A 19,330-nucleotide genomic window follows, 5' to 3' on the forward strand; every position below is an offset into this window, starting at 1 on the left:
ATTGCTTCGTCGCAACGGCTCCTCGCAATGACGCCGGAGAGAGCACGCCCGCAAGTCACGTCCCCTTCGGCCGCACGATGGCCCAGCCGATGCGCAACAGCTGCTGGCGGCCGGTCACCAGCCATTCGAAGGCGCGTGGGACTTCCGGCACGATGCCGGGAAAGCGCTTGAGGATCTCCGGCGGCGGCGTGCCGGCGGTATCGGAGGCGCGCCAGACCACGACGCCACCGGTCTCGCTGAATCTGGTCTGGCTCATCCACGGCGTCCGCGCGGGGTCGGCGTCGATGAACAGATGCGGCCGGCCGGAATGCAGCGCGATCAGGCTGGCGAGCTGGGTCTCGCCGGCGACGGCCCGCAGGCGATGGTTGGTGCGGCGGGCGAAGCTCTCGTCGAAGAAGTCAGAGATCGCGCGCGCCGGCATCGAGGTCGCAATTTCGCCAGTGCCCGTCCAGGGCAGGAACAGGACTGCGAGCACCACGCCGGCGGCGGGCGCGGCGATTGCGGCGGCCCAGACCATGCGCAGCATGCGCGCGCGGCGCATCGCGATGAGATCGCCGGCCGCGACGACCACGGCAAGCCCCCACATGATCAGCACGACGCCGGGGCCGCCGATCACGGAATCGAGGCCGAGCAGGCCGGAGATCAGCACCGCGCCGAGCGGCAGGGCGAATGCGAAGAAATAGACGAAGCTGCGCGCGAGCGGCTCAACCGGCGGGCGGTAGATGATCGGCGGCTCCTCGCCCTTGCCGGCGAACATTCCGGAGTTCAGAAAGGTCAGCGCAGGGATCGCCGCCGCCCCGAGCACGAGCCCGCCGAGCAGCCAGGCTGCATGCAGCGCCCGCGCGTTGAACTCGGCGACTTGCGGCAAGGCCGGCAGCGTCAACGTCTCGGCTCTCATCAGCCAGACCGCATAGGGCAGCGCCAGCACGGCGACGACGATCAGCGCGAACAGCGGATCGAGCCCGCGCAGCGTCCTTCGGCCGGCGGCGGTCGAGACCGCGAAGACGACGATCAGCAGCAACAGGAAGATCGCGGCGGGCGTCGTCAGCAGCAGGAGGCCGGCTTCGATCGACCAGGCGAACCAGGCATTGCCGCGGCGCTGGCCGATGATCTGCCAGGAGTGCAGCAGCAAGAGCGCCCAGAGCGGCCGCGCCAGGATCAGCGGCCCGAAGTCCAGCGCCGGGGAGGAGAACGCCAGCACCGTCATGGTCAGGAGCACGGCGAGCACCGCCTGCTGCGAGCCGACCACGGCGCGGGACAGATGATAGAGCGCGATGAAGGTCGCGATCTCGCAGAGCTCGGCGAGCACGTAGACGCCGAGCATGTGGCCGCCGGCGGCGCGATAGGCGATGTCGGCAAGCCAGACCGGCAGCGGCGGGCCGAGATCGGTCCCGATCTGGTATTCCCTGCCGAAGGCCAGGAGGGTCGCGAGGGTGCCGGGCGGGCTGCGGTAGAACACCAGCGCCACGAACAGCCACATCACGGCCTGCAGCAGCACGGCAATCCACACGATCAGCCGCGGCCGGGCGCGAATGAGCTCGATGACCAGGGAGGTAAACCGCATGCAACGTCCGAAGGTGCAGCCAACCCGTCCAGCCGGCCCTATTCGCTCACGTCTGTTTTGATAAAGGGCGTCACGGGTTGTGGCAACCGCCGCAGACCGTCATGCCCGGGCCATGACAGATGGATGCTGTGGAAGGATCAGCTAGAGATTCGCTGAGGCATCGATTTCGACGGCCGCTTCGATCTGCACCTTGACCGCGGTCACAGAGAACAGGTCCTGCACCGGCTCGACGGTCCAGGGCATGTGCTTGGCGCGGGCGGCGGCGACGGGGGCGAAGAAGCTGCGATGGTGGATGGAGGGGCCGAGGCGATCGAGCGCGTCGAGATGCTCGGGGACGGCGTAACCCTTGTGCTGCTCGAAGCCGTAGCCGGGGCAGTCCTGCGCCAGCGCGCACATCAGCCGGTCCCGGGTGACCTTGGCGACGATGGAGGCCGCGGCGATCGACAGCACGATACCGTCGCCGCCGATCACCGCCTCGCAATCGCAATTCGTGTCGAGCCGGTCGCGGCCGTCGACGAAGACGTGGCGGGGCGCCTCGGGCAGGGCCACCACGGCGCGCTTCAGCGCCCACAGCGAGGCGCGCAGGATGTTGTCGCGGTCGATTCGCGAAGGCGATGCGACGGCAACCGAGACCTGCGCGGTGGCGCAGATCTTGTCGAACAGCTTCTCGCGCGCCTCGGCGGTCAGGCGCTTGGAATCGTCGATGCCGCGCGGAATGCGGTCGGGATCGAGAATCACCGCGGCAGCCACCACGGGACCTGCCAGCGGGCCGCGGCCGGCCTCGTCGCAGCCCGCGACCGGCCAGACGCCGCGCTTGATCAGCGCACGCTCGCGGCGGAAGCTGGGGGCAGCAACGGCGATGATGCCCTTCTTGCCGGCAGGAACCTTCGCAGCGTCAGCCGCAGAGATCTTGGCCGCCTTGGCAGGCACAGCCTTGTTCGCGGCCTTCTTCTTCGGCGCGTCTTTGGCTGGGGTCTTGGCGGACTTGTCCCGAATCATGGCCGGGATCGTGCGCCAGGGGGCTTCGCCGGCGCAACCGGGAACCCGGGATATTCCCGTTATTCAGGCCGGGCGCCTGCCCGCCCCCAATCAGAACAGGCTGAGCTGATCGCCGCTTCGCTTCGGCCGGGCAAAGTGGTCCGTCGTCAGCTTGGAGCGCCGCTTGTTGAGGCCGAGCCTGTCGCAGGCGATCTCGAAACGGCGGCCGATGGTCCAGGCCATCGGGCCCGTGCCCTTCATCCGTTCGCCCCATTTGGCATCGTAGTCGCGCCCGCCGCGCATGTCGCGGATCAGGGTAAAGACGTGGCGATAGCGGTCCGGATAGTTCGCCATCAGCCATTCGCGGAAGAGATCGCGGACCTCCAGCGGCAGCCGCAGCAGCACATAGGCGGCTTCCTTGACACCGGCATGGGCGGCGGCATCGAGGATGCGCTCGATCTCGGAATCGTTCAGTGCCGGGATCACGGGCGCGACCATCACCGTGGTCGGAATGCCGGCCTCCGAGAGCTGCTTCAGCGCCTCCAGCCGCTTCGGCGGCGTCGAGGCCCGCGGCTCCATGCTGCGCGCCAGCTTCGGATCGAGCGAGGTGACCGAGATCGCGACCTTGGCGAGGTTGCGCTTGGCCATTCGCTGGAGAATGTCGATGTCGCGGAGCACCAGCGCCGACTTGGTGACGATGCCGACGGGATGCGAGGTGCGCTCCAGCACCTCCAAAATGCCGCGCATGATCTTTCGCTCGCGCTCGATCGGCTGGTAGGGATCGGTGTTGGTGCCGATCGCGATCATCCGCGGCTCGTAGCCCGGGGCGGCAAGCTCCTTCTCCAGCAGCGAAGGCGCGTCCGGCTTGGCGAACAGCTTCGACTCGAAGTCGAGCCCGGGCGACAAGCCGAGATAGGCGTGGGTCGGCCGCGCGAAGCAATAGACGCAGCCGTGCTCGCAGCCGCGATACGGATTGATCGAGCGGTCGAAGCCGATGTCGGGGGAATCGTTGCGGGTGATCACCTTGCGCGAGGTGTCGATGGCGACTGTGGTCTTGAACGGCGGCAGCTCGTCCAGGCTCTGCCAGCCGTCATCGAAAGCGACGCGCGCCTCGGCCTCAAAGCGACCGCTGGCATTGGATTGCGCGCCCCGCCCTCGCCTTCGCGCGCGGTCGATGGCGGCGCCAAGCTCGGGGAAATCTGCAGGCGCACCCGCCGGCTCGGAGGGCGCCGTGACCGGCGGGTGCTTGAGAGCATGAGAGGATGCTGGACTCATGCAGCCAAGATAACACGACACATGAACAAATCAAGAACACAAACCAAAAACGTGAAAACAAACCCATGCATAGTAGAGCTGCCCAAACTTCGCGCGCGCGCCTTTGACCTCACGCAACATGGCCGTCACGACCTTCCCGTTTCATGGCGGGCGGATCGATCGCGCTGGAACCGGGTTGATGACGATCGCGAAGTGAAGGTCGGCAGGAACATGACAAATCAACAAAAAACGGCCGAAGCGAGCAGCGACCTCGATCTGCTCGATCGCTATTGGCGCGCCGCCAACTACCTCTCCGTCGGGCAAATCTACCTGCTCGACAATCCGCTGCTGCGCGAGAAGCTGCGGCCCGAGCACATCAAGCCGCGTCTGCTGGGACATTGGGGAACGACGCCGGGCCTGAACTTCATCTATGCCCATCTCAACCGCGTCATCCGCGCGCTCGATGTCAGCGTGATCTATGTCTGCGGCCCCGGTCATGGCGGTCCGGGCATGGTCGCCAACACCTATCTCGAAGGCAGCTACAGCGAGATCTATCCCGGCATCGCGCGCGATGCGGACGGATTGCGCAAGCTGTTTCGGCAGTTCTCCTTCCCCGGCGGCATCCCGAGCCACGCCGCGCCGGAAACGCCGGGCTCCATCCATGAAGGCGGCGAGCTCGGCTACGCGCTGGTGCACGCCTATGGCGCCGCATTCGACAACCCGGACTTGGTCGTCGCCTGCGTGGTCGGCGACGGCGAGGCCGAGACCGGGCCGCTGACTGCGTCCTGGCACTCCAACAAGTTCCTGAACCCCGCCCATGACGGCGCGGTGCTGCCGATCCTGCATCTCAACGGCTACAAGATCGCGAATCCCACCGTGCTCGGGCGGATGCCAGACGCCGAGATCCGCGACCTCTTCCGCGGCTTCGGCCACGAGCCGCTGTTCGTTACGGGCGATGATCCCAAATTGATGCACCAAGCCATGGCCGATGCGCTGGACGTCGCCTTCGCCAGCATCCGATCGATCCAGCAACATGCCCGCGACGTCCGCACCAGCGTCGAGCGGCCGCGCTGGCCGATGATCGTGCTGCGCAGCCCGAAGGGCTGGACCGGCCCGAAGGAAGTCGATGGCAAGAAGGTCGAGGGTTTTTGGCGCGCGCATCAGGTGCCCGTCGCAGGCTGCCGCGAGAACCCGGCGCATCTGAAGATTCTCGAAGACTGGATGCGCAGTTACGAGCCCGAAAAGCTGTTCGATGCGAACGGCGCGCTCATTGCCGAGCTTCAGGCGCTCGCGCCCGAAGGCATCAGGCGGATGGGCGCCAATCGACATGCCAATGGCGGCGTGTTGAAGAAGGAGCTGAAGCTGCCGGACTTCCGCAGCTTCGCGATCGAGGTGCCGCAACCCGGCGAGGTCGTGGCGGAAGCGACGCGCGAGCTCGGCAAATTCCTGCGCGACGTCATTCGCCTCAACGCGGAAGCGCGCAACTTCCGCATCATGGGTCCCGACGAAACGGCATCGAACCGGTTAGATGCCGTGTTCGAAGCCACCGAGCGCGTCTGGATGGAGCCGACCGAGCCTTACGACGTGCATCTCGCTCAGGACGGCCGCGTGATGGAGGTGTTGAGCGAGCATCTCTGCCAGGGCTGGCTGGAGGGCTATCTGCTCACGGGACGGCACGGCTTCTTCTCCTGCTACGAGGCCTTCATCCACATTGTCGATTCCATGTTCAACCAGCACGCCAAATGGCTGAAGGTGACGCGGGAGCTGCCGTGGCGGCGTCCGATCGCCTCGCTCAATTATCTCCTGACCTCGCATGTCTGGCGCCAGGACCACAACGGCTTCAGCCATCAGGATCCCGGTTTCGTCGATCTCGTCGCCAACAAGAAGGCCGACATCGTCCGCATCTACTTCCCGCCGGATGCCAACACGCTGCTCTGGATCGCCGACCATGCCTTGCGCACCTATAACCGCATCAACGTCATCGTCGCCGGCAAGCAGCCGGCGCCGCAATGGCTCTCGATGCGGGACGCCGCGACGCATTGCGATGCCGGCATCGGCATCTGGAGCTGGGCGGGAACGGAGGACGGCAAGGGCGAGCCCGACGTCGTGATGGCCTGCGCCGGCGACGTGCCGACGCTGGAGACGCTCGCCGCCGTCGACCTCCTGCGCAAGGCGCTGCCGGATTTGAAGATCCGCGTCGTCAACGTCGTCGACCTCATGACGCTGCAGCCGCGCGAGCAGCATCCGCACGGCCTCTCCGACCGCGACTTCGACAGCCTGTTCACGCGCGACAAGCCTGTGATCTTTGCCTATCACGGCTATCCCTATCTGATCCACCGGCTGACCTATAGCCGCACCAACCATGCCGGCATGCATGTGCGCGGCTTTGCCGAGGAAGGCACCACGACGACGCCCTTCGACATGGTCGTGCTCAACGAGCTCGACCGTTACCATCTCGCGATCGAGGCCATCGAGCGGGTGCCGGGCCTTGCGGCCAGGGCTGCGCAGGTCAAGCAGCAGCTCCGCGACAAGCTGATCGAACACTCGCGCTATGTCCGCGAGCACGGCGAGGACATGCCCGAGATTCGTGACTGGGTCTGGCAGAACAGCGCCGGGGGCAGCACGCCGACCGAGGCTGGCGACTAGCGATGTCGGACGCGGTCCTCGTCCTCAACTCGGGATCGTCGAGCATCAAGTTCGGCCTGTTCGACGTCGCGGCGACCGAGCCTGCGCTGCTCTGCAAGGGCCTGCTGGACGAGCACGAGGCCAAACCCCGGCTGGTGGTGAAGGGCCCCGCGGGCGAAGACCTGTTCGAGTCAAGCAAGCAGGCGCCGGAGGCAGCCGGCGGCCATCTGTTCGCCGACGTGCTCGCCTTCATCGAGGACCGCTTCGGTGGACGCAGCCTGCGGGCCGTCGGCCACCGCATCGTTCATGGCGGGCCGGATCATTCAGACCCCGTGGTCCTGACCGACGACATCATAGCGAAGCTGGAGGCGTTGACGCCGCTCGCGCCGCTGCACCAGCCGCGCTGCCTCGCGCCGGTGCGCACGCTCACGGCGCTCCGGCCCGGGATGACGCAGATCGCGTGTTTCGACACCGGCTTCCACCACGGCCTCGCACCGCCGGCGAGCCGCTTTGCCATTCCCCGGCGATTCGAGGCGCGCGGCGTCAGACGCTACGGCTTTCACGGCCTCTCGTTCGAATATGTCGCAGGACGCCTGGCCGAGATCGCGCCGGAGCTCGTCGCCAAGCGCACAATCATCGCGCATCTCGGCAATGGCGCCAGCCTCTGCGCCCTGCGCGATGGCCGCAGCATCGACACCACGATGGGACTGACGCCGCTCGACGGCCTCGTGATGGGCACGCGTTGCGGTGCGATCGATCCGGGCGTGCTGCTTTATTTGCAACAGCACGAGTACATGTCGATCGAGCAGGTCCAGCACCTGCTCTATCACGAGTCCGGCCTGTTCGGCGTCTCCGGCATCTCTGCGGACATGCGCACGCTGCTCGCGAGCCGCGAGCCTGCGGCGCGCGAGGCCGTGGATCTCTTCGTTCTCCGTGCCGCGCAAGAGATCGCGATGATGGCAACCACGCTCGGCGGCCTGGACTGCCTGATCTTCACCGGCGGCATCGGCGAGCACGCCAAGGAGATCCGCGGCGCGATCGGCGAGCGTCTCGCCTGGATGGGCGTGCGCATCGATGCCGCGAGCAACGATGCAGCACGCGGGCGCATCAACGGCAACGACAGCATGGTCGAGGTCTTCGTCGTTCACACCAATGAAGAGATGATGATCGCGCGCCATTGCGCTGCTCTGATCCGCGGACGCCACGGCACGTGACATTTTTATGAATGATCTGCCGCAATGCTGCCGCCGCGTCTTCCCGGCATAGAGGCGGCATCAATCCCGGTTGCGGACAGATCATGAAAACCCAGATCATCGAAGAGCTCGGACAAGGCAACATCCTGCTGCCCGCGCTGGTGGCCGATGGGCTCGCCGCCAACGACCGCATCAAGGTGCGGATGAGCGCATTGCAGGCGGCCGCACAACATGCGCAGGAGCCCAGCCGGCCCGCCAATGACCTCGGCGTCGAAAGCCAGACGGCCGGCATCGCTCCCGCGGGGATCGCGGCGCTGATCGGCGGCGCGCATCTGATCGGACAGAGCCGGCTTGCGGCGCCCGATCTTGCGAAGCTGATGCAGGAGATTGCGGACGATGCAGCGACCATGGTGCGGGCCGTCGGCGCCGGTGCGGGAGACGAGGGCGAGCGGGCGCGGGCGCGGCTCGAGGCGATCCGCGCAGCCGGCCTGCTCGATGCCGCCGGCGAGATCGAGCTGTCCCGCATCGCGCGCCTGACCGGCGTCGCCGACGCAGGCGGCGACAGCCTGCATCGCCTCGTCATGGATCTGCACAAGCGGCTCAACAGGCTTGCGGCGAGCTGCTCGGAAGAAGCGCTCGACGGTGCCCATGTCTTCGGGCTGCACAGCGAGGACCGGCCGGCCGTCGCGGCCTTCATGAAGGGCCTGAACGCGACGCGGGGCCTGAAGTTCAATCATCCCGGCCTCGACACCATGGCCACGCGTGCCGGCGGCCGGCTGCTGATCCAGAACGATATCGGCACCACGGACGCCCATGTCGTGGTGATCGCGGTGAAGAAGAACGCGGTCACCGTCACCTACACCGATGTGCATCTGGCCCGGGCGAAATTCTTCATCTTGCTGTTCGACGCCTTCGAGGCGAGCTGGAGCGGGCTCGATCGTCACACCGCCGCCGGCCTCGGCGAGGACAATTCCTTCTATCTCGTCACCGGGCAGTATCAGGGCGATCACGCCGCCGGTCGCAACGAATTCCTCGCGGCACTCGGGGCCGCATTGGTGTTTCTGATCGACTGGAACAAGGCGCGCAAGCTGCTCAGGACCTGGGTTGCCAAGGACGACGCGGCCCGCATCCTGGAATGGGCCGCGCGCCAGCGGATCGGCCATCGCGGCTTCCTCGAGCTCGGCGGCAACGAGCTGCTGGGCTCGGCGGTCCGGAACGCCGCACCGACGCGGATCGGCTTCGGCGAGCGGCTCGACCAGGCGCTCGGCCGCAACGCCGCGATCGACTTCCTGAAGGCGTCCCTGCGCGCCTCCACCGAGGCACTGCTTGCGGGCCGCTCGGTCAGGACGGTGCGCGACCAGATCGAAGCCGACCTGATGCGCCACCTCGACCGTGTCGACGGGGCGCTGCTCGCAGCCGTGCTGCGTCAGATCGGCCTCGCCCACGATCTGGTCGCGGCGATCTCGCGCCATATCGCCGCGTTGCGGGCGGGTCAGCCCGCCGACGGCAAGTTGCTGACACAACGCTGCGGCACGATCGAGCAGAAGGCCGACCGCATAGCGCTCGAGAGCCGCAACGAGGTCGACCGCCTCAACGCCCGCCCGCTGATCGGCCAATTGATCGATCGCGCCGAGGAGGCAGTCGATGAGCTGGAGCAGGCCGCCTTCATCGCCTCGCTGATGCCTGAGAGGACCGATCCGTCCTTGCTGGCGGCGCTGGTCGAGCTTTGCGCCGTGGCCGAGACCGCGACCGAAGTGGCCGCGAGCGGCGTCGCCGCCGCAATCGACGTGCCGGAAGGACGGCGCGCCGATTCAGAGGACGCGCTGTCCGCCGTGACCCGGCTGATCGACGCCGAACACGCCGCCGACCGCCGCGAACGCGCCACGACCGCACTGGTCTTCTGCGGCGGCTTCGACGTCGCGACCTCGCTGTCGGTGATCGAGCTCGCCCGCGCCGTCGAGCGCGCCACCGACCGCTTCGCCGCGTTCGGCCATCTGCTCCGCCGTCACATCATGATCGATCTCGCAGCTTGAGGAAGCCACCATGCATATCGTGCGTATCGGCGGTGACGCCGACGAATTGCGGCCCGCCGAAGAGATCGGCGCCAAGGCCGCCAATCTGGCCCGCATGGCGGCGCTGGGCTTGCCGGTGCCGCCCGCCTTCGTGCTCCCGGTCAAGCTCTGCGCCGAAATCATCGCCGGCCATGGGCATGCAACGCGGCGCCTGCGCGACGGCTTGAAGGAGGGGATCGCGTTCCTGGAGAGCGCCACCGGCAAGCGTTTCGGGGACCGCCGCCGGCCGCTGCTGGTCTCGGTGCGCTCGGGCGCGGCGCGATCGATGCCGGGCATGCTCGAAACCGTCCTCAATGTCGGCTGCACGATGGACGCCGTGCACGGCCTGATCCGTGCGACCGGCCGGCCGCGGCTCGCCTGGGATTGCCGGCGTCGTTTCCTCGAAAGCTTCGGCGAGACCGTGCTCGAGCTCGACCAGGCCGCGTTTGCCGGATGTATCGCGGAGCGCGTCGCAGCTGAATGCGCCGGCAGCGACCGCGAGCTCGACAGCGAAGCGCTCGAGCGGCTCGCCGGCCGCGAGCAGGCGCTGACCGAGGATCGCGCCGATGGCGTGCTGGAGGACGCCTTCGCGCAGCTGGAGGCGGCAGCCCAGGCGGTCTATCGCTCCTGGATGAGCGAGCGCGCGATGACGTATCGCAGCCTCCAGCATCTCGAAACACTGGAGGGCACCGCGGTCACCGTGCAGGCGATGGTGTTCGGCAATGGCGGTCTCGCCTCCGGCGCGGGCGTGGCCTTCTCGCGCGATCCCTCCACAGGCGCGCCGCGCCCGATGATCGATCTCGTCCTCGATGCGCAGGGCGAGGACGTGGTTTCAGGACGACGCGCGCCGGATACAGCCGAGGCGATCGCGCGCGAGCTGCCGAAGCTCGAATCCGAGCTTGGCGACGTCCTGAAGCAGCTCGAGCACGCCTTCGCCGACGTTCAGGACGTCGAATTCACGGTCGAGAACGGCAGGCTCTGGATCCTCCAGACCCGGACGGCCAAGCGCACGCCGCGGGCCGCCGCCAGGATCGCGATCGACCTCGTGCATGAAGGCCTGATCTCGAAAGACGAGGCATTGAGGCGGCTGGCTGAGATCGACCTCGCCTCGCTCACCGAAACCAGATTGGTGTCCACCGGCAAGCCCGCGACGACCGGCATCGGTGCCTCCGGCGGCATCGGCATCGGACGGGCGGCGTTCTCGTCCGAAAGCGCCCAGCGCCTCTCCGCGGCGGGCGAGCCGGTCATCCTGCTGCGTCCCGATACCAGCACCGCCGACGTTGCCGGCTTCGCGCTGGCCGCCGGCATCGTCACGTCGGTCGGCGCGCGCACCTCGCATGCGGCCCTGGTGGCGCGGCAGATGGGCAAGCCCTGCGTGGTCGGCTGCAATGAGCTGAAGATCGATCCTGCCGCAAAGCAGGCCCAGCTCGGCAATCTCGCGCTTGCCGAAGGCGAGTGGATCACGATCGAGGGCGATGCGGGAGAGCTCTATCTCGGACGCTGCGAGACGATCCGGACCCGGCCCGAAGCCGAGCTTGCCGAGATCGCGGCCTGGCAGGCGCAATCCGGCCTGCATGAGAGGCGCGCTGCCGCGCCTTAAAGCGCGATGAGATTCGGATGGATCGTCGTCGCGCCTCAGGTTCTTCGTTTACGCATGATCTTTCCGGAAAACCGCTTCGCACTTTTCCCGATCACGCTCAGTGACCGCGGCCGGTCAGGAGCTGAAAAGTCCCCATCGCGACCTCGATCAGGATCAGCACCACCACGGCGATCTCGAGGCGCAGCGAGCGCTGGGTGTCGATGATGTCGGTCAGCGCGTTGGCGGTCTCCGACACCGCGGCGAGCTTGCGCTCGAGCGTGTCGAGGCGCTCCTTCAGCTCGTACTCGTCCTCCAGGCGGGAATAGAGCCGGTCGAGCTCGGGCTTCTCCCAGAGCACGTCGGGCTTCTCGGCGATGGCGACGCGGCCGGCGACGCGCTGCTGCACCAGCAGCGCATTGCCGATCAATTGCAGGATGCCCTTGCGCCGTTGCGGCGTGCGGCCGTGTTCGGCAAGCTCCCGCGCAAACGGCTCGATGACGTCGAACACCGCGGCGACGCGCCGCTCGTCGCGCGCCAGCGACGTGCTCTTGGCGAGCGCGTCCGCGACCAGCAGCAGCCGATCGTCGGAGAATTTGGCGAGGCAGATCGGCCCGCCCGGCTGGATCGTCTCGCCGGCTTCCTCGCTGCAGAGCTGCGCCTGCGCGATCTCCTCCTCGTACGGGCTGAGCTCTCCGGTCACGCGCGATTTCAGGTTGTCGACGAGAACCTTCTCCTCCGACGGAAGCAGCCCGATCAGCACGACGACGCCGTAGCGAAAGATCACGGCGAGGCCGGCATGAACGCGGAAGGCGGCCGGTGTCGAGGACACCAGCGTGCCGATCTCGAGGTTGGATGCATTGATACGGTCGCCCAGCATCAGCGCCCGGATCCGCAAGGTCGGCGCGGGCTCCTGCTTCGGCGATGTTGGCGCGGTGTTAACGGCGAGTTGATCGGCGTTCATAGAAGGTCTCTCCCGGCACCGAGATCACGCATTTAGGCCCGCGCAGCGAAACGTCGCCACGAAGCATTCGGGTTAATACCGTCAGGATGGGCTTGTGCCGAAACATTCGGCAATATTCCCGGCCCGCGCCTGACGCATTTGGATGCGATGAACTGGCCGCAGTTTACCATCGCACGCCGAAGCACCGTCCGAAAGTTGCACTCGGCAGCGCGACGGGTCTATGACAACATCATGCAACGCTACGCTTCTCCCGAAGTGCGGACCCTGAAGCCTCAATCATGCTGAGCGTCATCATTCCGACCGAAGGCGTCGAGCAGACGGCGGTCGCAACCCTCGCCGCGCTGGTCCCCGGCGCCGCCGCCGGCGTGATCCGGGAAGTGCTTCTCGTCGACGGCACGCGCAACGGCGTCATCGAGCGCGTTGCCGACGTCGCAGGCTGCCGTTTCATCGGCTTCGAGGGACATTCGCAAGGCGCCGCGCTCGCCGCCGGCGCGCTGCAGGCCCGATCGCCATGGCTGATGTTCCTGCCCGCCGGTGCCGTGCTGGAAACCGGCTGGATCGAGGAGACTACCCAGTTCATCCAGGCCGTCGCCACCAGCGGCCGCGATCGTGCGGCGGTGTTCCGCTACGCGCGCTCACCTTACGGAAATACCGCGATGCGCGACGTCCTCTGGGCTGTGGCGCGCAAGCTCGTTGGTCCGCTCGGCGATCAGGGACTTTTGATCGCGCGTGATCATTACGACCGGCTCGGCGGCTACCCGCCCCACGCCCGACATTCCGAGGCGCGGCTGCTCCGGCGGCTCGGCCGGTCGTCGCGGACCATGCTGCGCAGCCGAATCGTCATGGTGGCGTGATGCGCCGAGATACTTGCCAACGTCAATCAATTAATTGACAATGGCAAATATCGAGGTGATCCCATGCTATCGAAAGCTTCGCTGCCAGGCGCCGTGGCCGAACAGGCCGCCGACGACCACGTCGCAGCGGTTCGCGCCTTCAACCGCTTCTACACCCGCAAGCTCGGTGTGCTCGACCAGCACCTCGGCAACAGCCCGTTCTCGCTGAGCGAGGCGCGGGTGCTCTACGAGCTCGCCCATCGCGACGAGCTGGCGGCAAAAGAGATCGGAAGCGAGCTCGGTCTCGATCCCGGCTATCTCAGCCGCATCGTCCAGAGCTTCGACGAAAAGGGGCTGATCACGCGAAAGCCCCTGCCCGCGGACCGCAGGCAATACCAGCTCAGCCTCACCCCCAAGGGCCGGCAGGCTTTCGCCAAGCTGAACCTGAGCTCGCAGAACGAGGTCGCCGCGATGCTGGCTCAGCTCTCGCCCGGCGATGCGACGCGGCTCACGCAGGCCATGGCGACCATCGAGGCCGTGCTGGAGCAGCGCCGAAGCCGGCCCGCGTCTTTCATGCTGCGCAGCCACCGCGTCGGCGACATGGGCTGGGTCGTCTCCCGGCAGGCTGCCGCCTACGCCGCGGACTACAATTGGGACATCAGCTACGAGGCGCTGGTCGCCGAGATCTGCGCGCAATTCATCCGGAACTACGACGCCGCCCGCGAGCACTGCTGGATCGCGGAAGCCGGCGGCGAGCCGGTCGGCTCGGTGTTTCTGGTCAAGGCCACGGACGAGATCGCAAAGCTCCGCCTGTTGCAGGTGGAGAAGAAGGCACGGGGCCTCGGCGTCGGCCGCGCCCTCGTCGAGCAATGCATCCAGGGCGCCCGCGAGCGCGGCTACAATAAGATGACGCTGTGGACGCAGAGCATCCTGGTCGCCGCACGCGGGATCTACAAGAGTGCGGGATTCAAGCTGGTCGCGACCCAGCCGCATCGCAGCTTCGGTGCCGACCTGATCGGCGAAACCTGGGAGCTGGATCTCTGACGGTCTTGGCAGGCAACGCGCGCCGTGACGTCTTACCCTCCCCTGGAGGCTGTTCAGACCGGGGACATGGTGGACGGGTGTTCGGAGACATCGTGGACACTTTCGACAGCAAAGCAAGGAGGCTGTCGGATGCCGTTCCGCGAGGTGTCTCGGATGGACGCGAGGTTGGAGTTTGTGATGTTGGCCTCGGAAGAGGGCAGCAATGTTCGGCAGCTGTGCCGTCGCTTCGGGATCAGCCCGACGACGGGCTACAAGTGGCTGGAGCGTTGGCGGCTGGACGGGGCGGCTGGACTTGTGGAGCAGCCGCGGCGCCCACAGACGTCGCCCGCGCGCAGCGCCGCGGCGATCGAGGCGGCCGTGCTTTCGGTGAGAGCCGAGCATCCGGCTTGGGGCGGACGGAAGATTGCCAGGCGGCTGAAGGATCTGGGACAGGAAGCCGTTCCGGCGCCTTCGACGGTCACGGCGATCCTGAGGCGACATGGGGTGGAACTTGGCAAATTCGGCGGCGGTTCGCCTGCCTTGATCCGTTTCGAACGATCGCGACCAAACGAGTTGTGGCAAATGGACTTCAAGGGCCACGTGGCCATGCACACTGGCCGACTTCATCCACTGACCGTGCTCGACGATCACTCGCGCTTCTCGGTTGCACTTGCGGCGTGCACCAACGAACGCACCGAGACGGTTCAGGAGCATCTCATCGCGGCTTTCCGCCGCTACGGCTTGCCCGAGAGGATGATCACCGACAACGGCTCGCCCTGGGGCGACGGACCGGGCAGCCCGTTCACCCCGCTCGGGGTCTGGCTGATCGAGCATGGCATCAAGATCAGCCATTCGCGGCCCTATCATCCGCAAACCATGGGCAAGGACGAACGCTTCCACCGCAGCCTGAAGGCCGAAGTCCTGTCCGGCCCGCCCTTCGCCGATCTCGCTGCTGCCGAACATGCCTTCGAGCGCTGGCGCACCATCTACAACACCCAACGGCCGCACGAGGCGCTCGAACTCGCTGTCCCTGCCAGCCGCTATCAACCCAGCCCGCGTGACTATGTCGAGACCATCGCTCCCTTCGAATACGCTCCGGGCGACGAGGTGCGCCGGATCCAGCAAGGCGGTCACGTCAGCTTCCGCGGTCGCAAAATCAAAGTCCCGAAGGCCTTCTACGGGAAGGCCCTCGCGTTTCGGCCAACGGCTCAGGACGGCGTCTTCAGCGTCGTCTTCAGAACCCAGACAATTGCTACCGTCGACATCCGGCCTCTCGACGGAAGCACAGAAAGTGTCCACGATGTCTCCGAACACCCGTCCACCATGTCCCCGGTCTGAACAGAGGCGGAGGGTCGGTCGCGCGAAGCGCGAGCGGGGTGGGGTGATCTCTCCGCGCGGGCAGTTTCTCCGTGGAGAGACCGTCACCCCACCCCGCTACGCATTCCGCTTCGCTACATGCGCAGCGACCCTCCCCCTCCAGGGGAGTGTGGTCCGTGCCTCAATCAAATAGACATCATCCGCAACAACGCGCTTACACCGTCGCGCCCTGCGCCTTCGGCCTGCGCAGATGCTCGTCCAGCCGCGGCATGATCTCGACGAAGTTGCAGGGGCGGGTGCGATAGTCGAGCTGGGCTGCGAGGATGCCGTCCCAGCCGTCGCGGCAGGCGCCGGGCGAGCCCGGCAGGCAGAAGATGTAGGTCGCGCCGGCAACGCCCGCGGTCGCGCGGCTCTGGATCGTCGAGGTCCCGATCTTGGCGTGGCTCAGCATGTGGAAGGCAATCGAGAAGCCGTCCATGCGCTTCTCGAACAGCGGCTCGATCGCCTCGGGCGTGACGTCGCGCCCGGTAAAGCCGGTGCCGCCGGTGGTGATGACGACGTCGATGCCGGGATCGGCAATCCAGCGGCGGATGACGGCGCGGATCGCCTCGACATCGTCGGTGACGATCTCGCGCGCGGCGAGATGATGGCCCGCGGCGGTGAGACGATCCGCGAGCGTCTGGCCGGACTTGTCGTCCGCAACCGCGCGCGTGTCGGACACCGTGAGCACCGCGATGTTGAGCGGGATGAACTGCTTGGATTCGTCGATGGAGGCCATGTTGCGTCTTTCGTGTCCCGGACAAGGTGCGGCGCATCAGCGCCGCGTCGCAGAGCCGGGACCCATTTCACAGGCTTGGGCAACCGGCAATATGGGCCCCGGCTCTGCAGCGCACCGCTCGCTGCACGATGCTTCGCATCGCCAGGGAAGCGCTGCGCTGCGTCCGGGGCACGCGATCTTCGCTACTACGACCCGCTACCGAACGTGTTGCAGGCCTGGACCGTGCCCTGCTGGTAGCCGGTCATGAACCATTGCTTGCGTTGCGCCGCCGAGCCGTGGGTGAAGGAGTCGGGCACGACGCGGCCGGTGGCCTGGCGCTGCAGCGTGTCGTCGCCGATCGCGCTCGCCGTGGTCAGCGCGGCCTCGATGTCGCCGGGCTCGAGGAAGTTCGGACGCTTCTTCGCCTCACGGTTGACCCAGACGCCGGACAGGCAGTCGGCCTGCAGCTCCACCTTGACCTGGAGCGCATTGGCCTCGGCCTTGGAGCCGACCTGCTGCTGCAGCCGCGTCACGCGCGGAATGATGCCGAGCAGGTTCTGGATGTGATGGCCGACTTCATGCGCGATGATGTAGGCGGTGGTGAAATTGCACGCCGACTTGCCGGAGCAGCCGCGAAAGCGCGTCTCGACCTCGCGGAAGAACGCCGTATCGAGGAAGATGGTCCGGTCGGGCGGACAATAGAACGGTCCCATGGCCGACTGCGCCATGCCGCAGCGGCCGCCATTGGTGGCGTTGCGGAACAGCACGATCTTCGGACCGGTGTAGGTCTGACCATTGGCCTGGAAGATCTCGGTCCAGCGATCGTCGATCTCGCCCAGGATGCCGGAGATCATGCTGCCCATCTCGTCGGTCGGCGCGCCGCGCTTGCCCGAGGACGCCTGACGATCGGTCTGATAGGTCGGCGCATGGCCGCCGCCTGTGAGGATCTCGGCACCGCCGATCAGGATGCGGGGATCGATGCCGAAGGCGTAGCCGACGAGACCGAGGATGATGATGGTGCCGATGCCGAGCCCGCCGCCGCCGATCGGCAGGCCGAACCCGCCGCCTCCGCCGCCGCCAAAGCCGCCACCTTCATCGCGACGATCCTCGATGTCGTCGCTGCGGCGGAAGTCATCGTAGCGCATGGCGGCCTTTCCTCTGGGGTCCCTGATTCAAGTTTCGACGGCGCACGGAAACGCGAAAGCTCAACGCGCCACATAGGTAAAATTTCCGTTGCCTTTATCAATAACGTGGCCGGCAAAAATTGCCTAGTGCGACAGCCTGTCGATGCCAGCAAATTTTTCCGAGGGCCGAGCAGTTTTTTCCGAGAGAAATTTGCAGCCTTTTTGCCGCCACGATCGATCCCGCGAGCCGCGCCATGGCGAAATACACTGCAAAACAAGGCGATCGCGCAACAATTTGCGCGCGAACGATGATGCGAGGCGTGCTCACGAAAGCGGCGGGTTAAGTCGATTTTTACTTTGCCGCTGCAATGTAACGGCCAGTCGGTTGTTTGGTCCCGCGTCGCCGACAGCGTCGCCTGAGTCAGAGTTCTTGAGTCATGGTAGAGTCGCGTCGCGGGGCGTCTGCAAGGGCGCCCCGCACAAATTTTGAGTCCGCCTCGCATCGCATCATTCTCGGCGATTGCGTCGCCGAGATGTCGAAGCTCCAGGCTGGTTCGGTCGATCTCGTGTTCGCCGATCCGCCCTACAATCTGCAGCTCAAGGGCGATCTCAAGCGCCCCGACGAATCCCACGTCGACGCCGTCGACGACGACTGGGACAAGTTCGATTCGTTTGCCGCCTACGACGATTTCACCCGCGCCTGGCTGCTCGCCGCCCGCCGCGCCATGAAGCCGTCGGCGACGATCTGGGTGATCGGCTCCTATCACAACATCTTCCGCGTCGGCGCCATCATGCAGGATCTCGGCTTCTGGCTGCTGAACGACATCGTCTGGCGCAAGACCAACCCGATGCCGAACTTCCGCGGCCGCCGCTTCACCAACGCGCACGAGACCATGATCTGGGCCGCGCGCGACGAGAAGGCCAAGGGCTACACGTTCAATTACGAAGCGCTGAAAGCGGCGAACGAGGACGTGCAGGCGCGCTCGGACTGGCTGATCCCGCTCTGCACCGGCGAGGAGCGTCTCAAGGGCGCCGACGGCAAGAAAGTGCATCCGACGCAGAAGCCGGAAGGCCTGCTCGCGCGCGTGCTGCTGTCGTCGTCGAAGCCCGGCGACCTCGTGATCGATCCCTTCAACGGCACCGGCACCACCGGCGCCGTCGCCAAGCGCCTCGGCCGCTCCTATATCGGCTTCGAGCGCGACAAGACCTACGCCAAGGCGGCCGAGGCGCGCATCGCCAGGGTCGAGCCGCTGCCGGAAGAGAGCCTCGCCCCGTTCATGACCGCGCGCGAGGCACCGCGCGTTGCGTTCTCCGAGCTGATCGAGCGCGGCATGATCATGCCCGGCACCAAGCTGTTCGACGCCAAGAAGAAGTTAGGGGCACTGGTGCGCGCCGACGGCGCCATCATGTTCGGCGACAAGGTCGGCTCGATCCACCGCATCGGCGCGGTGGCGCAAGGCGCGCAGGCGTGCAACGGCTGGACCTTCTGGCACGTCGAGACCAAGAAGGGCCTCAAGCTAATCGACGAGCTCCGCGCCGAGATCCGCGCCGGCATGGCGGCGGAATAGGCTCTCCCTCCGTCATTTTCGGGGCGCGCGTCGCGCGAGCCCGGAAGGACAGCGGTGGTGCTTGAATGCCGCCGCCGCCAGCACTAGATTCGCCCGATCAGCCCCGTCCAGACCGGTTGGGCTTCCATGCGACGACAGTCCGAGACATTGCTGCTGGTGCCGCTGCTGCCGATCTTCCTGATCGGCATGTTTCCGATGTTCCTGATCGCGCTGCTTGGATTTTTTGGCCTCGCTTTGTTCGGCGTACTCGTGATCTGCGTCGGGCTCGCCAGCAGCAACGAGGCGCACGACACTTTCAACCACGACGTCATCGTCCACGGCTATGCGCGCGGTTCCGAGCGCGCAGCGCGGGCCTCCGACATGCATCTCGCCGCGCGGCTCGGCCTGCGGCTGGAGGCCGTGGGCGCGGCCATGGTCGTCGCGGCGGCAATCGGCTTTGCATATATCGGCTGACGGCGCTCCGCGCCGGTCTGGCGCGGAGGAGGCCTCAGGCATCCAGCAGG

The 19,330-nt window shown here is 66.6% G+C and carries 15 protein-coding genes; 9 read left to right on the forward strand and 6 right to left on the reverse strand.

What is annotated here, in order from left to right; translation table 11 throughout:
* Positions 1-55: 55 nt before the first annotated feature.
* The 3 genes from BDOA9_RS32450 to BDOA9_RS32460 all read right to left on the reverse strand — a co-directional run bounded on the left by BDOA9_RS32450 (position 56) and on the right by BDOA9_RS32460 (position 3,817).
* Positions 56-1,564 carry a glycosyltransferase family 39 protein gene (locus BDOA9_RS32450; RefSeq protein WP_025038119.1) on the reverse strand — a complete coding sequence of 503 codons (1,509 nt, stop codon included), beginning with the start codon at positions 1,562-1,564 and terminating at the stop codon, positions 56-58.
* A gap of 141 nt (positions 1,565-1,705) precedes the next feature.
* A complete protein-coding gene (locus BDOA9_RS32455) occupies positions 1,706-2,563 on the reverse strand; it encodes a ribonuclease HII (protein ID WP_025038120.1) in 858 nt (285 codons plus the stop codon).
* Between the two features lie 90 nt (positions 2,564-2,653).
* Positions 2,654-3,817, reverse strand: a complete 1,164-nt coding sequence (locus BDOA9_RS32460; protein ID WP_025038121.1) for a PA0069 family radical SAM protein — start codon at positions 3,815-3,817, stop codon at positions 2,654-2,656.
* Between the two features lie 210 nt (positions 3,818-4,027).
* Here BDOA9_RS32460 and BDOA9_RS32465 point away from each other — a divergent pair, with 210 nt between their 5' ends.
* From BDOA9_RS32465 to BDOA9_RS32480, 4 genes are all read left to right on the forward strand, one after another.
* The gene (locus BDOA9_RS32465; RefSeq protein ID WP_025038122.1) at positions 4,028-6,442 is read left to right on the forward strand and encodes a phosphoketolase family protein; all 2,415 of its coding nucleotides are present in this window, start codon (positions 4,028-4,030) and stop codon (positions 6,440-6,442) included.
* Between the two features lie 2 nt (positions 6,443-6,444).
* Complete coding sequence (locus BDOA9_RS32470; protein ID WP_025038123.1) at positions 6,445-7,635, forward strand: acetate/propionate family kinase; 1,191 nt, start codon at positions 6,445-6,447, stop codon at positions 7,633-7,635.
* An 83-nt stretch (positions 7,636-7,718) separates the two neighbouring features.
* Positions 7,719-9,647 carry a hypothetical protein gene (locus tag BDOA9_RS32475; protein ID WP_025038124.1) on the forward strand — a complete coding sequence of 643 codons (1,929 nt, stop codon included), beginning with the start codon at positions 7,719-7,721 and terminating at the stop codon, positions 9,645-9,647.
* A gap of 10 nt (positions 9,648-9,657) precedes the next feature.
* Positions 9,658-11,265 (forward strand): PEP/pyruvate-binding domain-containing protein, encoded by a 1,608-nt coding sequence (locus BDOA9_RS32480; protein WP_025038125.1) that lies wholly within the window; start codon positions 9,658-9,660, stop codon positions 11,263-11,265.
* 97 nt (positions 11,266-11,362) lie between these two features.
* Here the strand turns inward: BDOA9_RS32480 and BDOA9_RS32485 are convergent, their stop codons facing one another.
* A complete protein-coding gene (locus BDOA9_RS32485; RefSeq protein ID WP_025038126.1) occupies positions 11,363-12,205 on the reverse strand; it encodes an RMD1 family protein in 843 nt (280 codons plus the stop codon).
* A 278-nt stretch (positions 12,206-12,483) separates the two neighbouring features.
* Here BDOA9_RS32485 and BDOA9_RS32490 point away from each other — a divergent pair, with 278 nt between their 5' ends.
* The 3 genes from BDOA9_RS32490 to BDOA9_RS32500 all read left to right on the forward strand — a co-directional run bounded on the left by BDOA9_RS32490 (position 12,484) and on the right by BDOA9_RS32500 (position 15,399).
* The gene (locus BDOA9_RS32490) at positions 12,484-13,059 is read left to right on the forward strand and encodes a glycosyl transferase (RefSeq protein ID WP_025038127.1); all 576 of its coding nucleotides are present in this window, start codon (positions 12,484-12,486) and stop codon (positions 13,057-13,059) included.
* A 63-nt stretch (positions 13,060-13,122) separates the two neighbouring features.
* On the forward strand, positions 13,123-14,082 hold the full coding sequence (locus tag BDOA9_RS32495) for a bifunctional helix-turn-helix transcriptional regulator/GNAT family N-acetyltransferase (RefSeq protein WP_025038128.1): 960 nt from the start codon (positions 13,123-13,125) through the stop codon (positions 14,080-14,082).
* Between the two features lie 129 nt (positions 14,083-14,211).
* Positions 14,212-15,399 (forward strand): IS481 family transposase, encoded by a 1,188-nt coding sequence (locus BDOA9_RS32500; protein ID WP_025032165.1) that lies wholly within the window; start codon positions 14,212-14,214, stop codon positions 15,397-15,399.
* Between the two features lie 193 nt (positions 15,400-15,592).
* Here BDOA9_RS32500 and moaB read toward each other — a convergent pair whose 3' ends face one another.
* Positions 15,593-16,156: a molybdenum cofactor biosynthesis protein B gene (gene moaB / locus BDOA9_RS32505; protein ID WP_025038129.1), complete on the reverse strand. Its 564-nt coding sequence runs from the start codon at positions 16,154-16,156 to the stop codon at positions 15,593-15,595.
* Between the two features lie 185 nt (positions 16,157-16,341).
* The gene (gene ypfJ / locus BDOA9_RS32510) at positions 16,342-17,280 is read right to left on the reverse strand and encodes a KPN_02809 family neutral zinc metallopeptidase (RefSeq protein ID WP_025038130.1); all 939 of its coding nucleotides are present in this window, start codon (positions 17,278-17,280) and stop codon (positions 16,342-16,344) included.
* Between the two features lie 416 nt (positions 17,281-17,696).
* Here ypfJ and BDOA9_RS32515 point away from each other — a divergent pair, with 416 nt between their 5' ends.
* Complete coding sequence (locus tag BDOA9_RS32515) at positions 17,697-18,827, forward strand: site-specific DNA-methyltransferase (protein WP_025038131.1); 1,131 nt, start codon at positions 17,697-17,699, stop codon at positions 18,825-18,827.
* A 126-nt stretch (positions 18,828-18,953) separates the two neighbouring features.
* A complete protein-coding gene (locus tag BDOA9_RS32520; RefSeq protein WP_025038132.1) occupies positions 18,954-19,280 on the forward strand; it encodes a hypothetical protein in 327 nt (108 codons plus the stop codon).
* The last annotated feature ends 50 nt before the right edge of the window (positions 19,281-19,330 follow it).

This window comes from Bradyrhizobium sp. DOA9, assembly GCF_000617845.2.
Classification (GTDB): Bacteria; Pseudomonadota; Alphaproteobacteria; order Rhizobiales; family Xanthobacteraceae; genus Bradyrhizobium.

Excerpts from the sequence above, each read along its gene's own strand:
- BDOA9_RS32450 (WP_025038119.1), bottom strand. The coding sequence starts at position 1,564 with ATGCGGTTTACCTCCCTGGTCATCGAGCTCATTCGCGCCCGGCCGCGG.
- BDOA9_RS32455 (WP_025038120.1), bottom strand. The coding sequence starts at position 2,563 with ATGATTCGGGACAAGTCCGCCAAGACCCCAGCCAAAGACGCGCCGAAG.
- BDOA9_RS32460 (WP_025038121.1), bottom strand. The coding sequence starts at position 3,817 with ATGAGTCCAGCATCCTCTCATGCTCTCAAGCACCCGCCGGTCACGGCG.
- BDOA9_RS32465 (WP_025038122.1), top strand. The coding sequence starts at position 4,028 with ATGACAAATCAACAAAAAACGGCCGAAGCGAGCAGCGACCTCGATCTG.
- BDOA9_RS32470 (WP_025038123.1), top strand. The coding sequence starts at position 6,445 with ATGTCGGACGCGGTCCTCGTCCTCAACTCGGGATCGTCGAGCATCAAG.
- BDOA9_RS32475 (WP_025038124.1), top strand. The coding sequence starts at position 7,719 with ATGAAAACCCAGATCATCGAAGAGCTCGGACAAGGCAACATCCTGCTG.
- BDOA9_RS32480 (WP_025038125.1), top strand. The coding sequence starts at position 9,658 with ATGCATATCGTGCGTATCGGCGGTGACGCCGACGAATTGCGGCCCGCC.
- BDOA9_RS32485 (WP_025038126.1), bottom strand. The coding sequence starts at position 12,205 with ATGAACGCCGATCAACTCGCCGTTAACACCGCGCCAACATCGCCGAAG.
- BDOA9_RS32490 (WP_025038127.1), top strand. The coding sequence starts at position 12,484 with ATGCTGAGCGTCATCATTCCGACCGAAGGCGTCGAGCAGACGGCGGTC.
- BDOA9_RS32495 (WP_025038128.1), top strand. The coding sequence starts at position 13,123 with ATGCTATCGAAAGCTTCGCTGCCAGGCGCCGTGGCCGAACAGGCCGCC.
- BDOA9_RS32500 (WP_025032165.1), top strand. The coding sequence starts at position 14,212 with ATGCCGTTCCGCGAGGTGTCTCGGATGGACGCGAGGTTGGAGTTTGTG.
- moaB (WP_025038129.1), bottom strand. The coding sequence starts at position 16,156 with ATGGCCTCCATCGACGAATCCAAGCAGTTCATCCCGCTCAACATCGCG.
- ypfJ (WP_025038130.1), bottom strand. The coding sequence starts at position 17,280 with ATGCGCTACGATGACTTCCGCCGCAGCGACGACATCGAGGATCGTCGC.
- BDOA9_RS32515 (WP_025038131.1), top strand. The coding sequence starts at position 17,697 with ATGGTAGAGTCGCGTCGCGGGGCGTCTGCAAGGGCGCCCCGCACAAAT.
- BDOA9_RS32520 (WP_025038132.1), top strand. The coding sequence starts at position 18,954 with ATGCGACGACAGTCCGAGACATTGCTGCTGGTGCCGCTGCTGCCGATC.